The organism is Paracoccus isoporae (assembly GCF_900101865.1).
In the GTDB taxonomy this organism is placed as follows: domain Bacteria; phylum Pseudomonadota; class Alphaproteobacteria; order Rhodobacterales; family Rhodobacteraceae; genus Paracoccus; species Paracoccus isoporae.
In genome coordinates this window covers 494403-513918 of record NZ_FNAH01000001.1, presented here as the reverse complement: position 1 = coordinate 513918, position 19516 = coordinate 494403, and the positions used below count along the sequence as shown (strand labels likewise).

Here is a 19516-nt window from a genome sequence, read left to right as displayed (position 1 = left end):
GCCTGCGTAAGGCGGGATCAGTAATAGCCATAGCTGCCCCCGAGATTGGTCTGCCGGAAACGGCGCGCCTCGATATCGTTGATGACGGTGCCCGCGATCTTGACGCCGCTATCCTCCAACCGCTCGGCACAGTTGCGCAGCGCGCGCTCCGGCGTCTTGCCCGAGCGGACGACGATCAGCGTGTTGTCGGTCAGCGTCCCCAGCCGGGCGGCGTCCGCGACACCCAGTGCCGGGGGCGTGTCGATCAGGATCATGTCATATTTGCGGATCATCTTCGGCAGCACGTTCTTCTCGAAATCCGACACGACGCGCGGGGTCAGCATCGTTTTCTGGTCGAAGGAGATGACGTCGAAATTGCCGTCCTCGCCCGCCGCCACCGCCGCCTGATCCAGCGTGATGCGGCCGTCATTCATGTCCGAGAGCGAATGGGCGTTGACGTTGCCGCTGACATATCGCGTGGCCCCGGCGCGCTGCGTGTCGAAATCCAGCAGCAGCACCTCCATCCCGTCCTGCGAGGCGATGGCCGCCATGGATGTCGCCACGGTCGACTTCCCCTCATTGGGCAGGGCCGAGGTAATCATCGCCACGCGCGGGGCCTTGTCGCGCGTGTCCTGGCTGGACCAGACTGTCAGCAGCGCGCGCATCGCCTCGCTGTATTCGGACCGGGGATAGCGGTTGACGAACCAGGTGGGCCGATGGTTGCGGAACAGGCCGCGACGCGGGATCCGGGGCAGATTGCCCAGATTGGGCAACTGGCTGACATGGGTGGCCTGCGGGCCGTTCCAGATCTGCCGGTTCATCGTGCTGCGCAGCAGCGCCAGGATGAACCCGAGGATCAGCCCGCCCGGCAGCGCGAGTGCCAGCGTCGTCGGGATATTCGGCCGGAACGGCTCGGTCGGCACTTCCGCCGTCGTGATCTGCCGGGCATCGGGCTGCACCTGATCGCGCTGCGGCTCCAGGATGTTCAGGCGCTCCACCGCGGTCTGGTAGCGGGTGTTCATCAATTCCACCCCCAGCTCAAGCCGGGCCAGACGAAGCTCGCTCAGCGTGCGTTCAGAGAGCTGTTCCTCGACCTCGGCCAGATCGGCCTCCAGCCGTTGCCGTTCGGCCGTGTTCCCCTCGTTTCTCTGGTTCATCACGTCGATGACCGAGCTGATATGGGTTCGTTCGCGGCGCAGCCGGTCGGGCAGTTCCATGTCGTCCAGCACGTTTTCGCGGATGAAGGTCGCCAGTTCCATCTGTGCCAGCGTCAGATCCTCGCCCATCCGGTCGATCTGGCTTTGCAGATACTCGATGGACTTCTCGATCCCCTCGCTCTGCGCCTCGGTTGACATGGCAATGAAGGCCTTGACCACCGAGTTCGCGATGGCCGCCGCCATGTCCGGCGATGAGGATTCCGCCACGACGGTAATCACAAAACTCTCGCCAGAGCGCTGCAGCGTGTAAGACGCCAGCACCTTGTCGATCACCGCGCGGCCGCGCGCGGGCGAATCGACCGCCGGACCGCCCTCGCTCACCGGCAGGAAGGTCGGGTCGCTGAACAGGTCGAGCGACTTGGCCACCCGTTCGGCGAAATTGCGCGAGCGCAGCCGGTCAAGCTCGGTCTCGACGCGGGCGCGGGTCAGGTCGAACACCTCGAGCTCGGTATCGACCTGGCTGATCCGCACCTCCGACGTGGTCAGCGCCATGCCGGCCTCGGCGCGATACATCGGCGTGACGCGCGACAGGTAGGCATAGGTGCCGCCCATCACCAGCAGCACCACGACCAGCATCAGCCACATGTTCCGTCGCAAAAGCTGGATGAATTCCTCGCTGTCCATCCGCTCTTGCGGGGTGGATGCGGGTTTGACGGCACGACGCCTTGGCAGGCCGGGGCTGTTCATGCCGCCTCCTGGCGCGGGGTTGAACAGCGCCTCCGCCGGACACGGCGGTACAGATCAGCATGTCGCAAGATATACTCGTTCATGGACAAAAACTCGGCAACTCGTCGACGGCAGGCCTCCGACAACACAACACGGTCGGCCGCAGATAATTCTAACAGACCTCTCGCGGCCTTCGCCAGTGCCTCGGGCTCTCCGGGCGGGCAAACCGCGCCGCAGCCCTCCACCAGCCAGGCGCAATCGCCGATATCCGTGACCACCGCCGGCACCCCGGCCGCCATCGCCTCGGCCACCGCGAGCGGCAGCGCCTCGCCCCAGGCGGAGCTCAGCAGATACAGGTCCAGACCCGGCACAAGCTGGGGAATGTCTCGCCGCGCCCGAAGCGCGGTGAGGCGGTCGGCAATGCCGCATCGCAGCGCCTCCGCCATCGCCGCCCCGTTGGGCTGGCCATCGCCGATCAACACCCCGTGAGCATCCACTCCATCCGCGATCAGCCGCGCAATGGTTCGCGCGAAGGTGGTGTGGTCCTTCATCGGGTGGCTGCGGCCGATGGTTCCGATGATCTTTCGTTGCGGCGGAATGCCCGTCAGGGCACACAGGCGGGACCGGGCTTCCGCGTCCGGTGAAAACTCTGCGGAATCAACCGCATTGGGCAGAAATTCCCAATGATTGGGAGGCAGGCCGAACGCGATATGCTGAGCCGCCGACCGGCGCGAGCAGTAGGTGATTCGATCCGCCCGGCCCGAAAGACAGCGCAGCGCGCGCAGCACCACCCGCGTCGCGCGCTTTTCCAGCCGCAGGTCGGACAGGGAATGGTGGATCGCCCAGATCAGCCCGATATCGCTGCGCCGCGACAAAAGCAGCGCCAGCGTCGCCACGAGACAGCCGTGATACATCCAGCCATGAACCAGCCGGGCCTGCGTCCCTGCAATGACGGTCTGGAAACGGCGCACCGCAAAACCCAGATCGCGCCCGGATTGCGCGCCGAGGTCCACCACCTCGACACCGAGCTCGCGAATCATCTCGCCGATCTCTCCCGGCGGCATGACCGAGACGACGAGATGATCGTGGCGGCGCGCGTCAAGGGCGCGCAAATAACGGTAAAGCATCATCTCGGCGCCACCTAATGATGTGCCGGCAATCACATGAACAATTTTTGATTGAGCCATACCGTGGAAAACTTGATAACCGAACAAAACAAAGCACACGCTAATCGAGATTTCGTGAATTTGAAACGGAAAGTTTAATGCATGTGCGCGCCTGCTGCGAATGGACGGCATTGATCGTTGCGGCAGAAGCGGTTAATTGGCTAAGACAAGACCAAGGCGTTTACGTGTTATCGAGTATCAGGTTCAGTTCGTGTCCCGTCCTCTGGAATTTCTCATCTCGGCGATATTGTTAGCCGTATCTCTGCCCGTTCAGCTTTCGGTTGCATTATTAATTTATATGCAACTCGGCCGGCCGGTCATTTTCCGTCAGATCCGGGCTGGAAAAAACGCGCGAAAAATAACTGTTGTCAAGTTTCGGACGATGACGGATGCGCGGGATGCGGCCGGCGCGCATTTGCCCGACGATCAGCGCCAAAGCGCAATGACCCGGCTGATCCGGCGACTGCGGATCGATGAGCTGCCGCAATTATGGCACGTGCTGCGCGGCGACATGGCGCTTGTCGGGCCGCGCCCGTTGCTGCAATCGACAGTGGCCGGTTTTGGCCGCCTGGGCGAGATCCGCAATTCCGTGCCGCCCGGTCTGACCGGCTGGGCGCAGGTCAGCGGGAATACCCGCCTCAGCAATGCCGAGAAGCTGGCCTTCGATCTCTGGTATGTGGCGCATCGTCGCGCGGGGCTGGATCTCCGCATCCTGGCCGAAACACTGCTGGTGCCGCTGCGTGGCGAGGTCCGGCACGACGCCCGGCTGGCGCGTGCCTCTCGCTGGGCGCGCGAGCGTTTCGGTCGCGCGGTCGAGGAGGCAGCATGAGGACCGTCTTCATCGGCGCGGTGGAGGGATCGGCGGTCGCGCTGCGGGCGCTGTGCGAAGCCGGTCAGGCGCCGGATCTGGTGGTGACGCTGCCGCTTGAGCGCGCCTCGGCCCATTCGGATTTCGCCGATCTCGGCCCGATCGCGGGCGCGCATGGCATCCGCTTGCAGCGCGTGGCGCGCACGGATGATCCGGCGCTGATGGAGGCGCTGCGCCAGATGGCGCCGGACCTTGTCATGATCATCGGCTGGTCGCAGTTGATCGGTCGCGACCTGCTGGACCTGCCCGGCCAGGGCGTGCTGGGCTTCCACCCCGCGCCATTGCCCAGGATGCGCGGCCGCGCCGTCATCCCCTGGCAGATCCTGACCGGGCAGCGGGTCGGCGGCGCCACGCTGTTCTGGATCGACGAAGGCGTCGACGATGGCGAGATCGCGGCGCAGAGCGTGTTTGATATCGACCCGGACCGGATCACCGCCCGCGAACTCTATGACCGCGCGGTGGGAGAGATGGCGCGGATCCTGCCGCCGCTCGTCGCGGGGATCGCGGCGGGCGAACGCCCCGCCATCCCGCAGGATCACGACGCGGCCACGATTTGCGCCCGGCGCCGCCCCGAAGATGGCGAGATCGACTGGACCCGGTCCGCCGCGATGATCGAGCGGCTGATCCGCGCCGTCGGCCCGCCCTATCCCGGCGCGACCACCCGGACCGGCAAGTCAGAGATCGTGACCGTCACCTGCGCAAGGCTGCATCCGCGCAGCGACCGTTTCATCGGCCTGCCCGGCCAGATCCAGCACATCGACGGGCGAGAGGTGACGGTGATGTGCGGCGATGGGCGCTGCCTCGACCTGCTCGACTGGTCCGGGCCTGTGCGGCTCGGGCGCCATGCAATTCTGGGGGGCAGGGCATGACCGACGCATTGGCGGGATTCGGCCCTGTCCTGGTGATTGCCCCGCATCCCGATGACGAGGTGCTTGGCGTCGGCGGCACGATGGCGCGGCTCTCCGATGCGGGGGCGGAGCTGCATGTCGCCATCGTGACGACGGGCCGTGCGCCGCGCTTTGCCAGCGAGCAGGTGGCGGCCGTGCGGGCCGAGGCCAAGGCCGCGCATGACGCGCTTGGCGTGACCGAGACGCACTACCTCGACTGCCCCGCGGCGGAACTGGGCGAATACGCGCATACCGAGCTGAACGCCGCGATCTCCGCCGTGGTGGGGAACGTCGCGCCGCGCACCATCTTCGCGCCGCATCCGGGTGATATTCACCTCGACCACCAGCTCAGCTTCCTGTCCGCCCTCGTTGCGTCGCGCCCGCATCAGCAGGCCTATCCGACGCAGATCTTCGCCTATGAGACGCTGTCGGAAACCAACTGGAACGCGCCCTATCTGACGCCCGGTTTCCTGCCCAACATGTTCATCGACATCTCGGACAGCTTGCAGCGCAAGCTGGACGCGTTCGCCATGTTCGAGAGCCAGCAGAAACCGCCGCCGCATGAACGCTCCGTCGCGTCGCTGACCGCGCTTGCCACGTTGCGCGGCGCGACCGTTCACCGCCGCGCGGCGGAAGGTTTTGTCACGATCAGAATGGTGGTTTGACGATGCAGCGATCCCAGAACTGGCCGGTTTTCGACGAGGAGCAGATCGCGGCTGTCGCGGCAACGCTCGCATCCGGCAAGGTGAATGCCTGGACCGGCCCGGATGTGCGCGCCTTCGAGACGGAGTTCGCCGCCCATGTCGGAACCAGCCACGCCATCGCCATGTCAAACGGTTCCGTGACGCTGGACGCGGCGCTGCGCGCGCTCGATCTTCAGCCGGGCGAGGAGGTGATCGTGACGCCGCGCAGCTTCGTCGTCTCGGCAAGCTGTGTCCTTCTGGCGGGCGGGCGTCCGGTGTTCGCCGACATCGACCCCGACAGCCAGAACATCACGCCCGAGACGATCGCGCCGCTGATTACGGATCGCACGATCGGGATCATCCCGGTGCATCTGGCCGGATGGCCCTGCGACATGGCCCGGATCATGGAGCTGGCACGGCAACATGATCTCTGGGTGATCGAGGATTGTGCGCAAGCACATGGCGCCCGCATCGGTGATCGGCCGGTGGGCGGGTTCGGCACGCTCGGATCCTATTCCTTCTGCCAGGACAAGATCATGTCCACGGGGGGCGAAGGCGGCATGGTCGTCACGGATGACGCGGATCTCTTCGACCGGATCTGGAGCTTCAAGGATCACGGCAAGGACCGGGAGCTGGTGTTCCAGCAGAACCCGCCACCCGGTTTCCGCTGGCTGCATGCGGCGGGGCCGGGGACGAATCTGCGCATGACCGGACCATCCGCCGCGATTGGCCGCATCCAGCTTCGCCGCCTGCCGGACTGGCGCGCGGCGCGTGAAGCCAACGCCCTGACCCTGGCCAAGGCGCTTGGCGAATCGCCGGCGCTGCGCATCCCGATGCCGCCCGAGGGGATCACCCATGCGTGGTATCGCTTCTACGCCTTCCTGCGCCCGGAAACGCTGGCAGCCGGATGGGATCGCGACCGGATCCTGGCCGAGGCCGGCGCGCGAGGTCTGCCGGTGTTCTCCGGGAGTTGCTCAGAAATCTATCGCGAGCAGATTTTCGCCGCACCCGGCAACCGCCCGGACGCGCCCCTGCCGGTGGCGGAGGAGCTGGGGCGCACCAGCCTCGCCTTCCTCGTCGATCCGACATGGTCGGCAGAGGAGCTGCACAGCCTCGCCGGAGCCCTGCTGGAGGTGCTGGCCGATGCGACGGGCTGAGAGGTGGGCAGGAACCGGATGCGACACAGCGTTTCGACGGGGGATGTGATGGAGCGTCCCGGCATCGACCGGTCGCGGCGGATCATGCTGTGCACGGATGACAGATCGCTGCAGGAGCGGCTCATGCCGGGATTGCAGTGCCGGGGTTTCCAGGTCTCGCTGGCGGCGGATGCGGATAGCGCGTTGTTCCAGCTCAACGTCGTGCCGCCGGATGTGATGCTGTGCGACCAGGCCTTGCCGGGGTATGAGGGCATGGCGCTGTTGCAGATGATCCGGCGTGACCGCGGCGATCTTGCGGCGATGCCGATCATCGTCATGTCGGAATATGGCCATTCCTCCGACATCGCCGCGGCCAAGCTGGCGGGGGCCGATGATTACGCGGTCAAGCCGGTGGACCTCAATCTGATCGTGGCCTCCATCGAGGCGCAGCTTCGCATCGCGGCGCGCCTGCGCTCGGCCATGCTGATCGAGGGCGAGCTTGACGAGGGCGTGCCGCGCATCCATGCCTTCCACCGGCTGCTCGACGGGCTGTCCTTTGGCATCGTGCTGTTCGATTCGCATGGCCAGCAGATCTTTACCAACCGCAGCGCGCGGCAGCTTTCGCGCGCCCATGCTGCCCGGATCCGAAGCTGGGTGCTGCGCCAGGTGTCGCAGATCGGGCGCGAGAACGGGAATGGCGCGAACTGCGTCCAGTTTCCACTGCTTGATTTCCGCATGATCCCGACCGGCCTGTCGCGCGGCAATGCGGCGCAGCAGCTTTTCGTGGCGACAATGGCGCTGACCGCGAAGGACGACCCGGAGATGATCGTCGCCTCGCTGATCTTCGCCACCAGCCATCAGAGCGACGAGGGCGGTCGGCTGGTCGCGGACGCCATCGGGCTGACCCCGACCGAGGCCCGGCTGGCCCAGTTTCTTGCCGAGGGGCTGCGGCTGGACCAGATCGGCGACATGATGGGGATCGCCAAGCCGACGGTGAATTATCACCTGCGCAATATCTATCAGAAAAGCGGCACGTCGCGGCAATCCGACCTGATTACCCTGCTGCGCGCGGTGCATCTGGCCGAATCGCCGGGCGGTCCGGCCGCCGACGGCTAGGCGGCCCGGCCTGGCGGCGCCAGGCGATCATAGATCTCGGTCATCTGGCGGATATGCACCTCGCGCCCGTATTTGGCATGCACATCTGCGCGGGCATTGGCGACGATGCGGGCATATTGGCCGGGGTCGTTCAGCAGGTCCAGCACCGGGGCGACGAAGGCGGCGGGATTTTCGGGCGCCACCAGAAAGCCGTTTTCGCCATCCCGGATGGCCTCGGGATTGCCGCCATGCGCGGTGGCGATCACCGGTGTGCCCAAATGCATCGATTCGATCAGCGTGCGGCCGAAAGGCTCGTTGATCGCCGTGACCAGATACAGATCGACCCCCGCCATGTAGCCCTGGATCGGGTGGCGGAAGCCCATCATGCTGATGGCGTCGGACATCCCCAGGGACGCTGCCTTGTCCAGGCATTGCTGCCACTGCGTGGGGTCGGTATCCACCGCGCCGCCGAACAGGAGCCCGTGCACCGGGCGGTCGGTCACGGCGTTGCGGATCGCGGCCACGGCCTCGACAAAGCGAACCGGCTTCTTGCGGTCCACCAGCGTTCCGAACCATCCCAGCAACAACGTGTCATCGGGCAGGCCCAGCTCCGCCAGAATGTCCCGTCGCGCCTGCGCGGGATCGGGCACCTGGTCGTCGAAATCGAACGGGCTGCGCACCACCGTGAAGATGTCGTCCACGGGCCGGACCGGGGCGGCGGGGCGCGAGAAATGCGAGACGCTGACGATCTGGTTTGTCAGCAGCGGCGCCATCTTGTTGATCCCGAAGGCGCGCGGATCCTGGCGGTGATGCCACAGGTGCTTGCGCCGGGCCATGCGCGTCGGGATCACCCAGTTGGTGTGGATTCGCCCCTCATTGGTGTGGACGATCTGCGGATCGAGACGCCTGATCTCGCCCATCATCCGCCGCGAGAGAGAGCCGATATAGCGGCCGATCCCGACATCTCCGTCGCGCGGGTAATTCAGGGTGCGCATCAGCGGCAGATCCTCGATCACCTCGCAATTGAGGCCCATGTCCCGGAAATATTCGCCCACCGTGCCCAGCCTCTGATGCAGCAGGATGCGCACGTCGAAGCGGTCGGGGTCGAGGCCGGTGATGAGATTGAGCGCGGAGACATGGCTTCCCCCGAGGCCGGTATCCCCGGCAAAGGGAAACAGAATTCTGACTGGGCACATAACACAGAACTTCCCGAAAGCGGCCCGAGGCAAACACCGCGCCGGACCCCAGTAAACAACGTGTTATGATTAGCATGGCTGCCCTGCGCAACAAAGCGCCTTGCCGCATATTTTTGCTGCCTTCATAATCGCCGAGGTAACGAGTTTGGACCGAGTCGATGAGTGATCTTGCGGCAGCGCCAAGGCCGATTGAGGCGGGCGCGGCACGGGGAGAGACGTTTTTCCGCGCCGACATGATGCTGGCGACCATCGCGGTGTTCCTGTCGCCGATCAACTTCCTTCGCGCGGATTTCGCCTATGTGACGCTCGGTGATCTGTTCGCGCTGGCGACGATCTCGGTGATGTTCGTGCAGGGCCGGCTGCCGCTTTATCCGTTCGGTCAGGCGACGGCGGGATGGCTCATCAGCGTGCTGATGCTGACCTTCGGGCTGATCATCGGTTCGGCGATGAACGGGGATCTTCTGAACGGCCTCGTCGTGGTCGGCCAGTATTGCTTTTCGCTGATCCTGCTGCCGCTTCTGTTCATGCAGCGCGACCGGCAGGAACTGGTGTTCCTCATCAAGGTTTTCGTGGCGGCAATGGTGATGGTGCTGATCCACGGCGCATGGGCGGTGGTCTACACCCCCGAGGATCTGCGATTCGTCAGCCGCAATGGCCGCCTGGCCGGCCTGGTCGAGCGTGAGAACGCCACCGCGGCACTTGCCGCGATTGCCATCACCTTCACGCTCTGGCTGTTCTTCATCAAGGAACTCAGGCCGTGGCTGCTGCCCGTGGTTCTGGCGCCGCTCGTCTGGGGGCTGCTGCTGACGGGGTCGAATTCCGGCTTCCTGCTGACCGCCATCGGCGCGTCCTGCCTGGCCTTGTTCAGCGGCGCGCTGCGCGTGCTGATCGGCATGGCCCTCGGCGCGGGAGCGTTCATCTATGTTCTGCTGACATGGGGGGATCTGTTCCTGCCCGAGGTGTTCATGGAGCGGGTCTTCGGCGCGTTGGAAAGCGGCGATGTCAGCGAGGCCGGAACCTTCGAGGATCGGCTGGCGCTGATGCGCGAGGCCTTCGCGATCTCACGCGACACGATTTTTCTCGGCCTCGGGGCCGACCAGTATCGCGTGGTCAGCAGCTATCAGGCGCCGGTGCATAATGTCTATCTGCTGCTGCTGGCGGAGGGCGGGCTCATCAGCCTGCTGGGTCATTTCGGGCTGCAGGTCACGGGGCTGTATATCGCCTGGCCGGTCTGGGCGCGCAGGGCGACCCGCTGGTTCGGCGCGCTGACCATCGTGATGACGCTGATGCTGGCCTTCGCGCAGATGGGAATCACCCATTACTACGCGCGGTTCTGGGTGGTGCCCTGGCTGCTCGCCATCGCGGTCAGCGTGGCGGCGCGCGCGGAGGAAGAGACGGGCTACTGAGGCGGTCCCGAGATGTTCCACAGGTGCCGCAAACAAAAGACCCCGCGGACCGGGTGGTCTGCGGGGTCTTTTGGTGCCCAGGAGAAGACTCGAACTTCCACGCCTTGCGGCACACGGACCTGAACCGTGCGCGTCTACCAATTCCGCCACCTGGGCAGGTGTCGTGAGGCGGGTGATTATCCCTGCGGCCAAGGGGTGTCAACGGGGATTTCGCAGAATCTTGCGCCTGCCACCGCTGCAATGGCCCGGAGCCGGCGCCTGCAGCTTGCCCGCCCCGGCCCGGCACGTTATCAGCGGGGACGACGCCGCTAGCAAGAGGGCTGCTCCATGTCGAAGATCGTCACGATTTACGGCGGTTCCGGTTTTGTCGGACGCCAGATCGCCCGGCGGATGGCCAAGCATGGCTGGCGCGTGCGGGTGGCCGTGCGCCGCCCCAGCGAGGCGCTTTTTGTGCGGACCTATGGCGCGGTGGGCCAGGTCGAGCCGGTGCCGTGCAACATCCGGGACGATCTGTCGGTGCGCGCGGCGATGGCCGATGCCGAGGCGGTGGTGAACTGCGTCGGCATCATGGTCAACGAGGGCAGGAACCGCTTCGAGGCCGTGCAGGCCGACGGCGCGGGCCGCATCGCGCGTCTGGCCGCCGAGACCGGCGTGTCGCGCATGGTGCATGTCTCGGCCATCGGCGCGGATGCCGAATCGGACAGCGATTACGCGTCCTCCAAGGCCGGGGGCGAGGCGCAGGTGCTGGCGCATTTCGCGGATGCGGTGATCCTGCGCCCCTCGGTGATGTTCGGACCGGAGGGCGGCGTGTATGAACGCTTCGCGGCCATGGCCGGCATGGGGCCGGTGCTGCCGATCACCGGCGGCGCGACGCGGATGCAGCCGGTCTATGTCGATGATGTGGCCGCCGCGGCGGAAATGGCCGTGCTGGGCCAGGCCGCGCCGGGGATCTATGAGCTTGGCGGACCCGACGTGATGACGCTGCGCGAAATCGTGGATCAGACGCTTAAGGCCAGCTATCGCCGCCGCCTCGTGGTGAACCTGCCATTCTGGCTGTCGGGCATCGTCGGCGGAATCTTCGACATCGGATCTAAGATCACCGGCGGCTTGCTGACCAACCGGATCCTGACGCGGGACCAGGTGCGGCTGCTGCGGCAGGACAATGTCGTGTCGCCGCAAGCGCGTGGCTTCGCCGAGCTGGGGATCGAGCCGCTCTCTCCGGGGGCGGTCATCGACGAGTATCTCTGGCGGTTCCGTCCCAACGGTCAATATGCCGACATGACCGCATCCGCCAAAAACCTGCGGACACGCTGAGAGCATCATGGACAACACGATTGCCGCGGCCCTGCTGGGTCTGCTGGAAGGGCTGACCGAGTTCATCCCGGTTTCCTCGACTGGCCATATCCTGCTGGCCGGACATTTCCTTGGCTTCGACAGCCCCGGCCGCGCCTTCGAGGTGCTGATCCAGCTCGGCGCGATCCTGGCCATCCTGGGCGTCTATGCCGGGCGGCTGTGGTCGCTGTTCTCCTCCGCGCCGCATGACCCGGCGGCGCGGCGCTTTATCCTCGCCGTGCTGCTGGCCTTCCTGCCGGCCGCCGTCATCGGCGTGATGGCGCATGAAATCATCAAGACCGTGCTGTTCGAGACCCCGGTGCTGATCGCCTCGATGCTGGTGATCGGCGGGATCATCATCCTGATCGTGGACCGCCATGCGCCCACGCCGCGGGTGGAGCAGGCCGAGGCGATTACCCTGCCCATGGCGGTCGGCATCGGCTTCATTCAGTGCCTCGCGATGATCCCCGGCGTCTCACGCTCCGGCGCGACGATCGTGGGGGCGATGCTGATGGGTGTCGGAAAGCGCGCCGCGGCAGAGTTCTCGTTCTTCCTGTCCATGCCGACCATGGCCGGCGCCTTTGCCTATGATCTGATGCAGAATCGCGATATTCTGGACGGGCAGGCGCTCGGGAATATCGCCATCGGCTTCGTCTGCGCCTTCTTTTCGGCCGTGATCGTGGTCAAGTGGCTGCTCGGCTACGTCTCGCGGCACGGATACGCGCTGTTCGGCTGGTGGCGAATCATCGTCGGAACCGTTGTTTTGCTGGCGCTTGCGGCTGGTGGGTAAGCCAATCTGACCTATTTTGTCGGTCGAATGCCGCCTTTCTTCTCTGTCTGACCATTAAAATGGCATTTAGGTCAGTTATGCTGCCTTTTAATCGTTCTTTTGCCTGTGTAGGGGAGTGGGGAGTGAGAATTGGGGGCGCAGCGCATGGCCACGCAGAAGATGCTCAAATTTGTCGATGTCGGGCGGGAGATGCCCGAAAAGCGGTCGGCTGAGGAGCGCAGCGACGATTTCCATGAGATCTACCAGGAATTCGCCGCCGCCAAAGCCGCCGAGCAGGCGAGCCGGTGCAGCCAATGCGGCGTGCCCTATTGTCAGAGCCATTGCCCGCTGCATAACAACATCCCCGACTGGCTGCGCCTGACCGCCGAGGGGCGGTTGCAGGAGGCGTACGCCGTCAGCCAGCAGACCAACACTTTCCCCGAGATCTGCGGCCGCATCTGCCCGCAGGACCGGCTGTGCGAAGGCAATTGCGTCATCGAGCAGTCGGGGCATGGCACCGTCACCATTGGCGCGATCGAGAAATACATCACCGACACCGCATTCGACGAAGGCTGGGTGGAGCCGATCCGCCCGGCACAGGAGCGCGGTGAGTCCGTCGGCATCATCGGCGCGGGGCCGGGCGGGCTGGCCGCCGCCGACCGGCTGCGGCGCATGGGGTTCCAGGTGACGGTCTATGACCGGCATGACCGCGCCGGCGGGTTGATGATCTATGGCATTCCCGGCTTCAAGCTGGAGAAGGACATTGTCGAGCGCCGCAACCGCCAGCTTGAAGAGGGCGGGGTGGAGTTCGTGCTGAACGCCAATGTCGGCGAGGATATCAGCTTTGACGCGATCCGCGGCAAGCATGACGCTGTGCTGATCGCGACCGGCGTCTACAAGACCCGCGATCTCGACATCGACAATGCCGCCGCCAAGGGCGTGATCCGGGCGCTGGATTTCCTGACCGCTTCGAACCGGATCGATCTGGGCGACGAGATCCCGGATTACGCCGATGGCGAGCTGGACGCGAAGGGCAAGCGGGTGCTGGTCATCGGCGGCGGCGATACAGCGATGGACTGCGTGCGCACGGCAATCAGGCAGGGCGCGACATCGGTGAAATGCCTGTATCGGCGGGACCGGACGAACATGCCCGGCTCTCAGCGCGAGGTGCAGAATGCCGAGGAAGAGGGCGTCGAATTCGTCTGGCTGTCGGCGCCCGGAAGCTTTGTCGGGGCGGTCGAGGGCGAGAGCGGCATCGACACGCCGATCAATGACGAACAGGCCCATATCTCGGCCGTGCGGGTCCAGAAGATGCGGCTGGGCAAGCCCGATGTGTCGGGCCGCCAGAGCCCGGAGCTGATCGAGGGGGCGGACTACGACGAGCCCGCCGAGATGGTCATCAAGGCGCTGGGTTTCGAGCCCGAGGAGCTGCCGCGGCTCTGGGGGGTCGAGGGGCTGGAAGTGACCCGCTGGGGCACGATCAAGGCGGAGTTCGGCAGCCACCAGACCAGCCTGCCGGGCGTCTATGCGGTGGGCGATATCGTCCGGGGTGCGAGCCTTGTCGTCTGGGCGATCCGCGACGGGCGCGAGGCCGCCGACAGCATCGCCGCCTATCTGAGCGAGACCGCGCAGGTCGCGGCGGAGTGATGGCACAGCGCGCCGCACATGGCGTACACAGGCTGTACACCGCGCGTACACAGGCTGCGCACGGAGGCGTTGCGCGGCGCGCATCCGCGCCGATCGGGGCCTGTATCGGCGCATGCGCGTTCATGTCAGCCTTTCTGACCCTTTCGCCCGCACAGGCGCAGCAATTCGGGCCGCCGGACGGCTGCGCACTGGAGATGACCGTGCAGCTTCGCGGCTGTGTCGTGGCGCAGCATTACCGCTGCGAGGCCGATGCGCCGGGCGATCAGCATGTCACCTATTACAACCGCGAGGGGGCGAGCTATCACTCCGTCATCGACGCCGAGACGCGCTGGCTGGAATCGAACGATCTGCGCACCGGGCTGAGCGATGTTCTGATCGAGGAGTCGGCCGATCACGCCTCGCTGACCACGCTGCTGCGCACCGGCCGGGACGATTTCGATTTCTGGACGCTGTCCAACACCGGCGAGCGACTGCGCAATATCGGCGAGGACCGGTTGACCGGCGAGACCGCGGTGATCGACGGGGTCAGGCTGGAACTGACCGAGTTCGAGCTGCGGACATTTTCCGAGGACGGGCAGTTGCTGATCGACTCGGCAGGTCAGCAATTCGTCAGCCGCGATCACGGGCGCTTCTATGGCGGCCTCAAGCGGTCCGAGGACTGGACCGGCGCGGTGCAGGAAACCAACGATACGCCGGTCGCCTTCGCCACGCCCGGAGAGGCCGGGTTCGGATCGACCGAGCCGCTTTACGATTGCGACATGCAGATGGTGCGGTCCGGCCCCGGACCCGGCCCGGCGCGCGCCGACCAGATCCCGGCGCGGCTGACCGCGCCCCCGATGAACACGCAGGCGGCGCTGCCGCAAGCTGCACAGAGCATCTCTTTTCAGGAGGTCGTCCCATGACTGAATTTCCGCAAGACTGGCAAGCCCGCGAAGACGCCCGCCGCAACTGGATGGCGGAAAACAGCCTCTATCGCGCCGAGGACGAGCATTCCTCCTGCGGGGTGGGTCTGGTGGTCAGCATCGACGGCACGCCGTCGCGCCAGGTGGTGCAGAACGGCATCGACGCGCTGAAGGCGATCTGGCATCGCGGCGCGGTGGATGCGGATGGCAAGACCGGCGACGGGGCGGGGATCCATGTCCAGATCCCGGTGCCGTTCTTCTATGACCAGATCCGCCGCACCGGGCATGAGCCGGACAAGGACAAGCTGATCGCGGTCGGGCAGGTCTTCCTGCCGCGCACCGATTTCGGCGCGCAGGAGCGCTGCCGCACCATCGTCGAGACCGAGGTGATCCGCATGGGTCACTATATCTATGGCTGGCGGCATGTGCCGGTGGATATTTCCGTGCTGGGCGAGAAGGCCAATGCGACCCGGCCCGAGATCGAGCAGATCCTGATCCGCAACGAGAAGGGGCTGTCGGCGGTCGAGTTCGAGCGCGAGCTGTATATCATCCGCCGCAGGATCGAGAAGGCGGCGGCCGCCGCACAGATCCCGCAGCTTTATTTCTGTTCGCTGTCCTGCCGCAGCGTGATCTACAAGGGGATGATGCTGGCCGAGCAGGTGGCGGAGTTCTATCCCGACCTGAAGGATGAGCGCTTCGAGAGCGCGTTCGCGATCTATCATCAGCGCTATTCGACCAACACCTTCCCGCAATGGTGGCTGGCCCAGCCTTTCCGCATGCTGGCCCATAACGGCGAGATCAACACGCTGAAGGGCAATCTGAACTGGATGCGCAGCCACGAGATCCGCATGGCCTCATCCGCCTTCGGGGACATGGCGGAGGACATCAAGCCCATCGTGCCGGGCGGGTCGTCGGATTCCGCGGCACTGGACGCGGTGTTCGAGGTGATGGTGCGCTCGGGCCGGTCGGCGCCGATGACCAAGACCATGCTGGTGCCGGAGAGCTGGTCGAAGGCTGTGACCGACATGCCGAAGGCCTGGGCCGACATGTATGCCTATTGCAACGCGGTGATGGAGCCCTGGGACGGCCCGGCGGCGCTGGCGATGACCGACGGGCGCTGGGTCTGCGGCGGGCTGGACCGCAACGGGCTGCGTCCGATGCGCTATGTGGTGACGGGCGACAATCTGCTGATCGCCGGATCCGAGGTCGGCATGGTGCCGGTCGATGAGGCGAGCGCGGTCGAGAAGGGCGCGCTGGGGCCGGGGCAGATGATCTGCGTCGATATGGAAGAGGGCAAGCTTTACCACGATTCGGAGATCAAGGACCGGCTGGCCGGGTCGCAGCCCTTCGGCGAGTGGATCGAGAAGGTCGTGCAACTGTCCGAGGAGATGCGCGATCTGCCCGAGGAGCTGACCTTCCGCGGCGAGGAGCTGCGCCGGCGCCAGACCGCGGCGGGCTATTCCATCGAGGAGCTGGAGAACGTGCTCTCGCCCATGGCGGAGGACGGCAAGGAGGCGCTGGCCTCGATGGGCGACGACACGCCGCCGGCGGTGCTGTCCAAGCAATACCGGCCGCTGAGCCATTTCTTCCGGCAGAATTTCAGCCAGGTGACGAACCCGCCCATCGACAGCCTGCGCGAGACGCGGGTGATGTCGCTGAAGACGCGGTTCGGGAACCTCAAGAACGTGCTGGACGAATCGAGCGCGCAGACCGAGATCCTGCTGCTGGAGACGCCGTTTGTCGCCAATGGCGAATTCGCCGAGATGATGAACATGTTCGGCGATGCGGCGACGGTGATCGACTGCTCCTTCCCGAAGGATGCCGGGCCTGAGGCGCTGGGCGAGGCATTGGCGCGGGTCCGGGCCGAGGCCGAGGACGCGGTGCGTTCCGGGGCGGGGCAGCTCGTGCTGACCGACGAGAAGCTGGGGGCCGACCGGGTGGGCATGCCGATGATCCTGGTGACCTCGGCCGTGCATAGCTGGCTGACGCGGAAAGGGCTGCGGACCTTCTGTTCGCTCAACATCCGGTCCGCCGAATGTATCGACCCGCATTATTTCGCGGTGCTGATCGGATGCGGGGCGACGACGGTGAATCCCTATCTCGCGCAGGACAGCATTGCCGACCGGATCGACCGGGGGCTGCTGGAGGGCACGCTGATCGAGAATATGCGCCGCTACCGCGATGCGGTGGATGCGGGGCTGCTGAAGATCATGGCGAAGATGGGGATTTCGGTCCTGTCCTCCTATCGGGGCGGGCTGAACTTCGAGGCGGTGGGTTTGTCGCGCGCGCTCGTGAACGAATATTTCCCTGGCATGCAGAGCCGGATCTCCGGGATCGGTCTGCACGGCATCCAGCACAAGCTGGAAGAGGTTCATGCGCGCGGCTTTGCCGGCGACGCCGATCTGCTGCCGGTGGGGGGCTTCTACAAGCTGCGCCGCTTGGGCGAGAAACATGCCTGGGAAGCCAACACCATGCGGCTTCTGCAACTGGCCTGCGAAAAGGCCAGCTATGACGTGTGGAAACAGTTCTCCAAGGCGATGCGGTCGAATCCGCCGATCCATGTGCGCGATCTTCTGGACATCAAGCCGATGGGCAAGCCGGTCCCGATCGAGGAGGTCGAATCGATCACCTCGATCCGCAAGCGCTTCGTGACGCCGGGGATGAGCCTGGGCGCATTGTCGCCCGAGGCGCATATGACGCTGAACATCGCCATGAACCGGATCGGCGCCAAGTCGGATTCCGGCGAGGGCGGCGAGGATCCGGCGCATAGCCATCCGCTGCCCAATGGCGACAATCCCTGCGCCAAGATCAAGCAGGTGGCGTCGGGCCGGTTCGGGGTCACGGCGGAATATCTGAACGCCTGCGAAGAGCTGGAAATCAAGGTGGCCCAGGGCGCCAAGCCCGGCGAGGGCGGGCAGTTGCCCGGCATGAAGGTGACGAAGCTGATCGCGCGGCTGCGCCATTCGACGCCGGGTGTCACGCTGATTTCGCCGCCGCCGCATCACGATATCTATTCCATCGAGGATCTGGCGCAGCTCATCTATGACCTGAAGCAGATCAACCCGCGTGCCAAGATCACGGTGAAGCTGGTGGCCTCCAGCGGTGTCGGCACGATTGCGGCGGGCGTGGCCAAGGCCAAGGCCGATGTGATCCTGATTTCGGGCCATAATGGCGGCACCGGGGCCTCGCCCGCGACGTCGATCAAGTTCGCCGGTCTGCCCTGGGAGATGGGGCTGACCGAGGCGCATCAGGTGCTCGCCATGAACAATCTGCGCGAGCGGGTGACGCTGCGCACCGATGGCGGGCTGCGCACGGGCCGCGACATCGTCATGGCGGCGATGATGGGGGCCGAGGAATACGGCATCGGCACCGCAGCACTGATCGCCATGGGCTGTATCATGGTGCGTCAGTGCCAGTCGAATACCTGCCCGGTGGGGGTCTGCACGCAGGATGAAAAGCTGCGCGCGATCTTCAACGGCTCGGCTGACAAGGTCGTCAACCTGATCACCTTCTATGCGACCGAGGTGCGCGAGGTGCTGGCCAGCATCGGGGCGCGGTCTCTGGATGAGGTGATCGGGCGCGCCGATCTGCTGACTCAGGTCAGCCGTGGCTCGGCCCATCTGGACGATCTGGATCTGAACCCGCTTTTGATCACCGTCGATGGCGCGGACAAGATCGTCTATGACCGCACCAAGCCGCGCAATGCGGTGATGGACACGCTGGATGCCGAGATCATCCGCGATGCGGAACGCTTCTTCAGCGCGGGCGAGAAGATGCAGCTGCATTATGCGGTGCGGAACACGCTGCGGACCATCGGCACGCGGACCTCGTCGATGATTGTGCAGACCTTCGGGATGCGGAACAATCTGCAACCCGATCACCTGACGGTGCGGCTGTCGGGCAGTGCCGGTCAGTCGCTGGGTGCGTTTGCCGCGCCGGGGCTGAAGATCGAGGTCTCGGGCGACGCGAATGACTATGTCGGCAAGGGGCTGTCGGGCGGCATGATCGTCGTGCGCCCGCAGATGGTCTCGCCGCTGGTCGCGGAGGACAACGTCATCATCGGCAATACCGTGCTCTATGGTGCGACCGACGGCTATCTGTTCGCCGCCGGGCGCGCGGGAGAACGCTTCGCGGTGCGCAACTCGGGCGCGAAGGTGGTGATCGAGGGCTGCGGCACGAATGGGTGTGAATACATGACCGGCGGTGTGGCGGTGATCCTGGGCCGGGTGGGGACCAATTTCGGCGCCGGGATGACCGGGGGGATGGCCTATCTGTATGACCCGGACGGGGTGGCGCAGAACTATATCAACCCGGAGACGCTGGTGACCTGCCCGGTCACGGTGGCGCATTGGGAAGATGAGCTGAAAGGGCTGATCGCGCGCCATGCCGAGGAGACCAATTCGGTCAAGGCGCGCGAGATCCTGGACAACTGGGACCGCGAGAAGGCGCATTTCCTGCAGATCTGCCCCAAGGAGATGCTGCCCAACCTGGAGCATCCGATTGCCGAAAGCGGCGATCTGGCGGCCATGCCGGCCGAGTAACCTTCCTCACGGGCAATTCAGCGGGG

The 19516-nt window shown here is 65.4% G+C and carries 14 protein-coding genes and 1 tRNA gene; 11 read left to right on the top strand and 4 right to left on the bottom strand.

Going from position 1 to position 19516, the window contains the following annotated elements; translation table 11 throughout:
- Window positions 1-17: 17 nt before the first annotated feature.
- Both BLT73_RS02480 and BLT73_RS02475 read right to left on the bottom strand, forming a co-directional pair.
- On the bottom strand, window positions 18-1883 hold the full coding sequence (locus BLT73_RS02480) for a GumC family protein (protein ID WP_090520520.1): 1866 nt from the start codon (window positions 1881-1883) through the stop codon (window positions 18-20).
- Window positions 1880-3160 carry a glycosyltransferase gene (locus BLT73_RS02475; RefSeq protein ID WP_090520518.1) on the bottom strand — a complete coding sequence of 427 codons (1281 nt, stop codon included), beginning with the start codon at window positions 3158-3160 and terminating at the stop codon, window positions 1880-1882. Before BLT73_RS02475 ends, BLT73_RS02480 begins: the two co-directional genes overlap by 4 nt.
- Window positions 3161-3185: 25 nt before the next feature.
- Between BLT73_RS02475 and BLT73_RS02470 the strand changes: the two genes are divergently transcribed.
- Genes BLT73_RS02470 through BLT73_RS02450 form a run of 5 tightly spaced genes read left to right on the top strand, consistent with a single transcriptional unit; the run spans window position 3186 to window position 7718 of the window.
- Window positions 3186-3857, top strand: coding sequence for a sugar transferase (locus BLT73_RS02470; RefSeq protein ID WP_090520515.1), 672 nt, complete (start codon window positions 3186-3188; stop codon window positions 3855-3857).
- The gene (locus tag BLT73_RS02465; RefSeq protein ID WP_090520513.1) at window positions 3854-4765 is read left to right on the top strand and encodes a methionyl-tRNA formyltransferase; all 912 of its coding nucleotides are present in this window, start codon (window positions 3854-3856) and stop codon (window positions 4763-4765) included. The genes BLT73_RS02470 and BLT73_RS02465 overlap by 4 nt, the downstream gene beginning before the upstream one ends.
- Window positions 4762-5448 carry a PIG-L deacetylase family protein gene (locus tag BLT73_RS02460; RefSeq protein WP_090520511.1) on the top strand — a complete coding sequence of 229 codons (687 nt, stop codon included), beginning with the start codon at window positions 4762-4764 and terminating at the stop codon, window positions 5446-5448. The genes BLT73_RS02465 and BLT73_RS02460 overlap by 4 nt, the downstream gene beginning before the upstream one ends.
- 2 nt (window positions 5449-5450) lie before the next feature.
- On the top strand, window positions 5451-6623 hold the full coding sequence (locus tag BLT73_RS02455; protein WP_090520509.1) for a DegT/DnrJ/EryC1/StrS family aminotransferase: 1173 nt from the start codon (window positions 5451-5453) through the stop codon (window positions 6621-6623).
- Between the two features lie 18 nt (window positions 6624-6641).
- Entirely contained in the window at window positions 6642-7718 is a 1077-nt protein-coding gene (locus BLT73_RS02450) for a response regulator (protein WP_090520507.1), read from the top strand.
- Here BLT73_RS02450 and BLT73_RS02445 read toward each other — a convergent pair.
- On the bottom strand, window positions 7715-8893 hold the full coding sequence (locus tag BLT73_RS02445) for a glycosyltransferase family 4 protein (protein WP_090520506.1): 1179 nt from the start codon (window positions 8891-8893) through the stop codon (window positions 7715-7717). The genes BLT73_RS02450 and BLT73_RS02445 overlap by 4 nt on opposite strands.
- 158 nt (window positions 8894-9051) lie before the next feature.
- On the opposite strand from BLT73_RS02445, the gene BLT73_RS02440 reads away from it, so the two are divergent.
- Complete coding sequence (locus BLT73_RS02440; protein ID WP_143025610.1) at window positions 9052-10299, top strand: O-antigen ligase family protein; 1248 nt, start codon at window positions 9052-9054, stop codon at window positions 10297-10299.
- A gap of 71 nt (window positions 10300-10370) precedes the next feature.
- On the opposite strand, the gene BLT73_RS02435 is transcribed toward BLT73_RS02440, so the two are convergent.
- A tRNA-Leu gene (locus tag BLT73_RS02435) sits at window positions 10371-10455 on the bottom strand.
- Window positions 10456-10626: 171 nt separating this feature from the next.
- Between BLT73_RS02435 and BLT73_RS02430 the strand changes: the two genes are divergently transcribed.
- The 5 genes from BLT73_RS02430 (at window position 10627) to gltB (ending at window position 19490) form a co-directional block, all read left to right on the top strand.
- Window positions 10627-11613, top strand: a complete 987-nt coding sequence (locus BLT73_RS02430) for a complex I NDUFA9 subunit family protein (RefSeq protein WP_090520503.1) — start codon at window positions 10627-10629, stop codon at window positions 11611-11613.
- Window positions 11614-11620: 7 nt separating this feature from the next.
- Window positions 11621-12421: an undecaprenyl-diphosphate phosphatase gene (locus tag BLT73_RS02425; RefSeq protein WP_090520501.1), complete on the top strand. Its 801-nt coding sequence runs from the start codon at window positions 11621-11623 to the stop codon at window positions 12419-12421.
- Between the two features lie 144 nt (window positions 12422-12565).
- A complete protein-coding gene (locus BLT73_RS02420) occupies window positions 12566-14047 on the top strand; it encodes an NAD(P)-dependent oxidoreductase (RefSeq protein ID WP_090520499.1) in 1482 nt (493 codons plus the stop codon).
- Window positions 14048-14169: 122 nt separating this feature from the next.
- Window positions 14170-14949: a hypothetical protein gene (locus tag BLT73_RS02415; protein ID WP_176804852.1), complete on the top strand. Its 780-nt coding sequence runs from the start codon at window positions 14170-14172 to the stop codon at window positions 14947-14949.
- Window positions 14946-19490 carry a glutamate synthase large subunit gene (gene gltB, locus BLT73_RS02410; RefSeq protein WP_090520496.1) on the top strand — a complete coding sequence of 1515 codons (4545 nt, stop codon included), beginning with the start codon at window positions 14946-14948 and terminating at the stop codon, window positions 19488-19490. The genes BLT73_RS02415 and gltB overlap by 4 nt, the downstream gene beginning before the upstream one ends.
- Window positions 19491-19516: the final 26 nt, after the last annotated feature.

Coding starts and splice junctions, on each gene's coding strand:
- BLT73_RS02445 (WP_090520506.1), bottom strand. CDS start 8,893: ATGTGCCCAGTCAGAATTCTGTTTCCCTTTGCCGGGGATACCGGCCTC.
- BLT73_RS02450 (WP_090520507.1), top strand. CDS start 6,642: ATGCGACACAGCGTTTCGACGGGGGATGTGATGGAGCGTCCCGGCATC.
- BLT73_RS02460 (WP_090520511.1), top strand. CDS start 4,762: ATGACCGACGCATTGGCGGGATTCGGCCCTGTCCTGGTGATTGCCCCG.
- BLT73_RS02455 (WP_090520509.1), top strand. CDS start 5,451: ATGCAGCGATCCCAGAACTGGCCGGTTTTCGACGAGGAGCAGATCGCG.
- BLT73_RS02480 (WP_090520520.1), bottom strand. CDS start 1,883: ATGAACAGCCCCGGCCTGCCAAGGCGTCGTGCCGTCAAACCCGCATCC.
- BLT73_RS02425 (WP_090520501.1), top strand. CDS start 11,621: ATGGACAACACGATTGCCGCGGCCCTGCTGGGTCTGCTGGAAGGGCTG.
- BLT73_RS02415 (WP_176804852.1), top strand. CDS start 14,170: ATGTCAGCCTTTCTGACCCTTTCGCCCGCACAGGCGCAGCAATTCGGG.
- BLT73_RS02465 (WP_090520513.1), top strand. CDS start 3,854: ATGAGGACCGTCTTCATCGGCGCGGTGGAGGGATCGGCGGTCGCGCTG.
- BLT73_RS02430 (WP_090520503.1), top strand. CDS start 10,627: ATGTCGAAGATCGTCACGATTTACGGCGGTTCCGGTTTTGTCGGACGC.
- BLT73_RS02420 (WP_090520499.1), top strand. CDS start 12,566: ATGGCCACGCAGAAGATGCTCAAATTTGTCGATGTCGGGCGGGAGATG.
- BLT73_RS02440 (WP_143025610.1), top strand. CDS start 9,052: ATGAGTGATCTTGCGGCAGCGCCAAGGCCGATTGAGGCGGGCGCGGCA.
- BLT73_RS02475 (WP_090520518.1), bottom strand. CDS start 3,160: ATGCCGTCCATTCGCAGCAGGCGCGCACATGCATTAAACTTTCCGTTT.
- gltB (WP_090520496.1), top strand. CDS start 14,946: ATGACTGAATTTCCGCAAGACTGGCAAGCCCGCGAAGACGCCCGCCGC.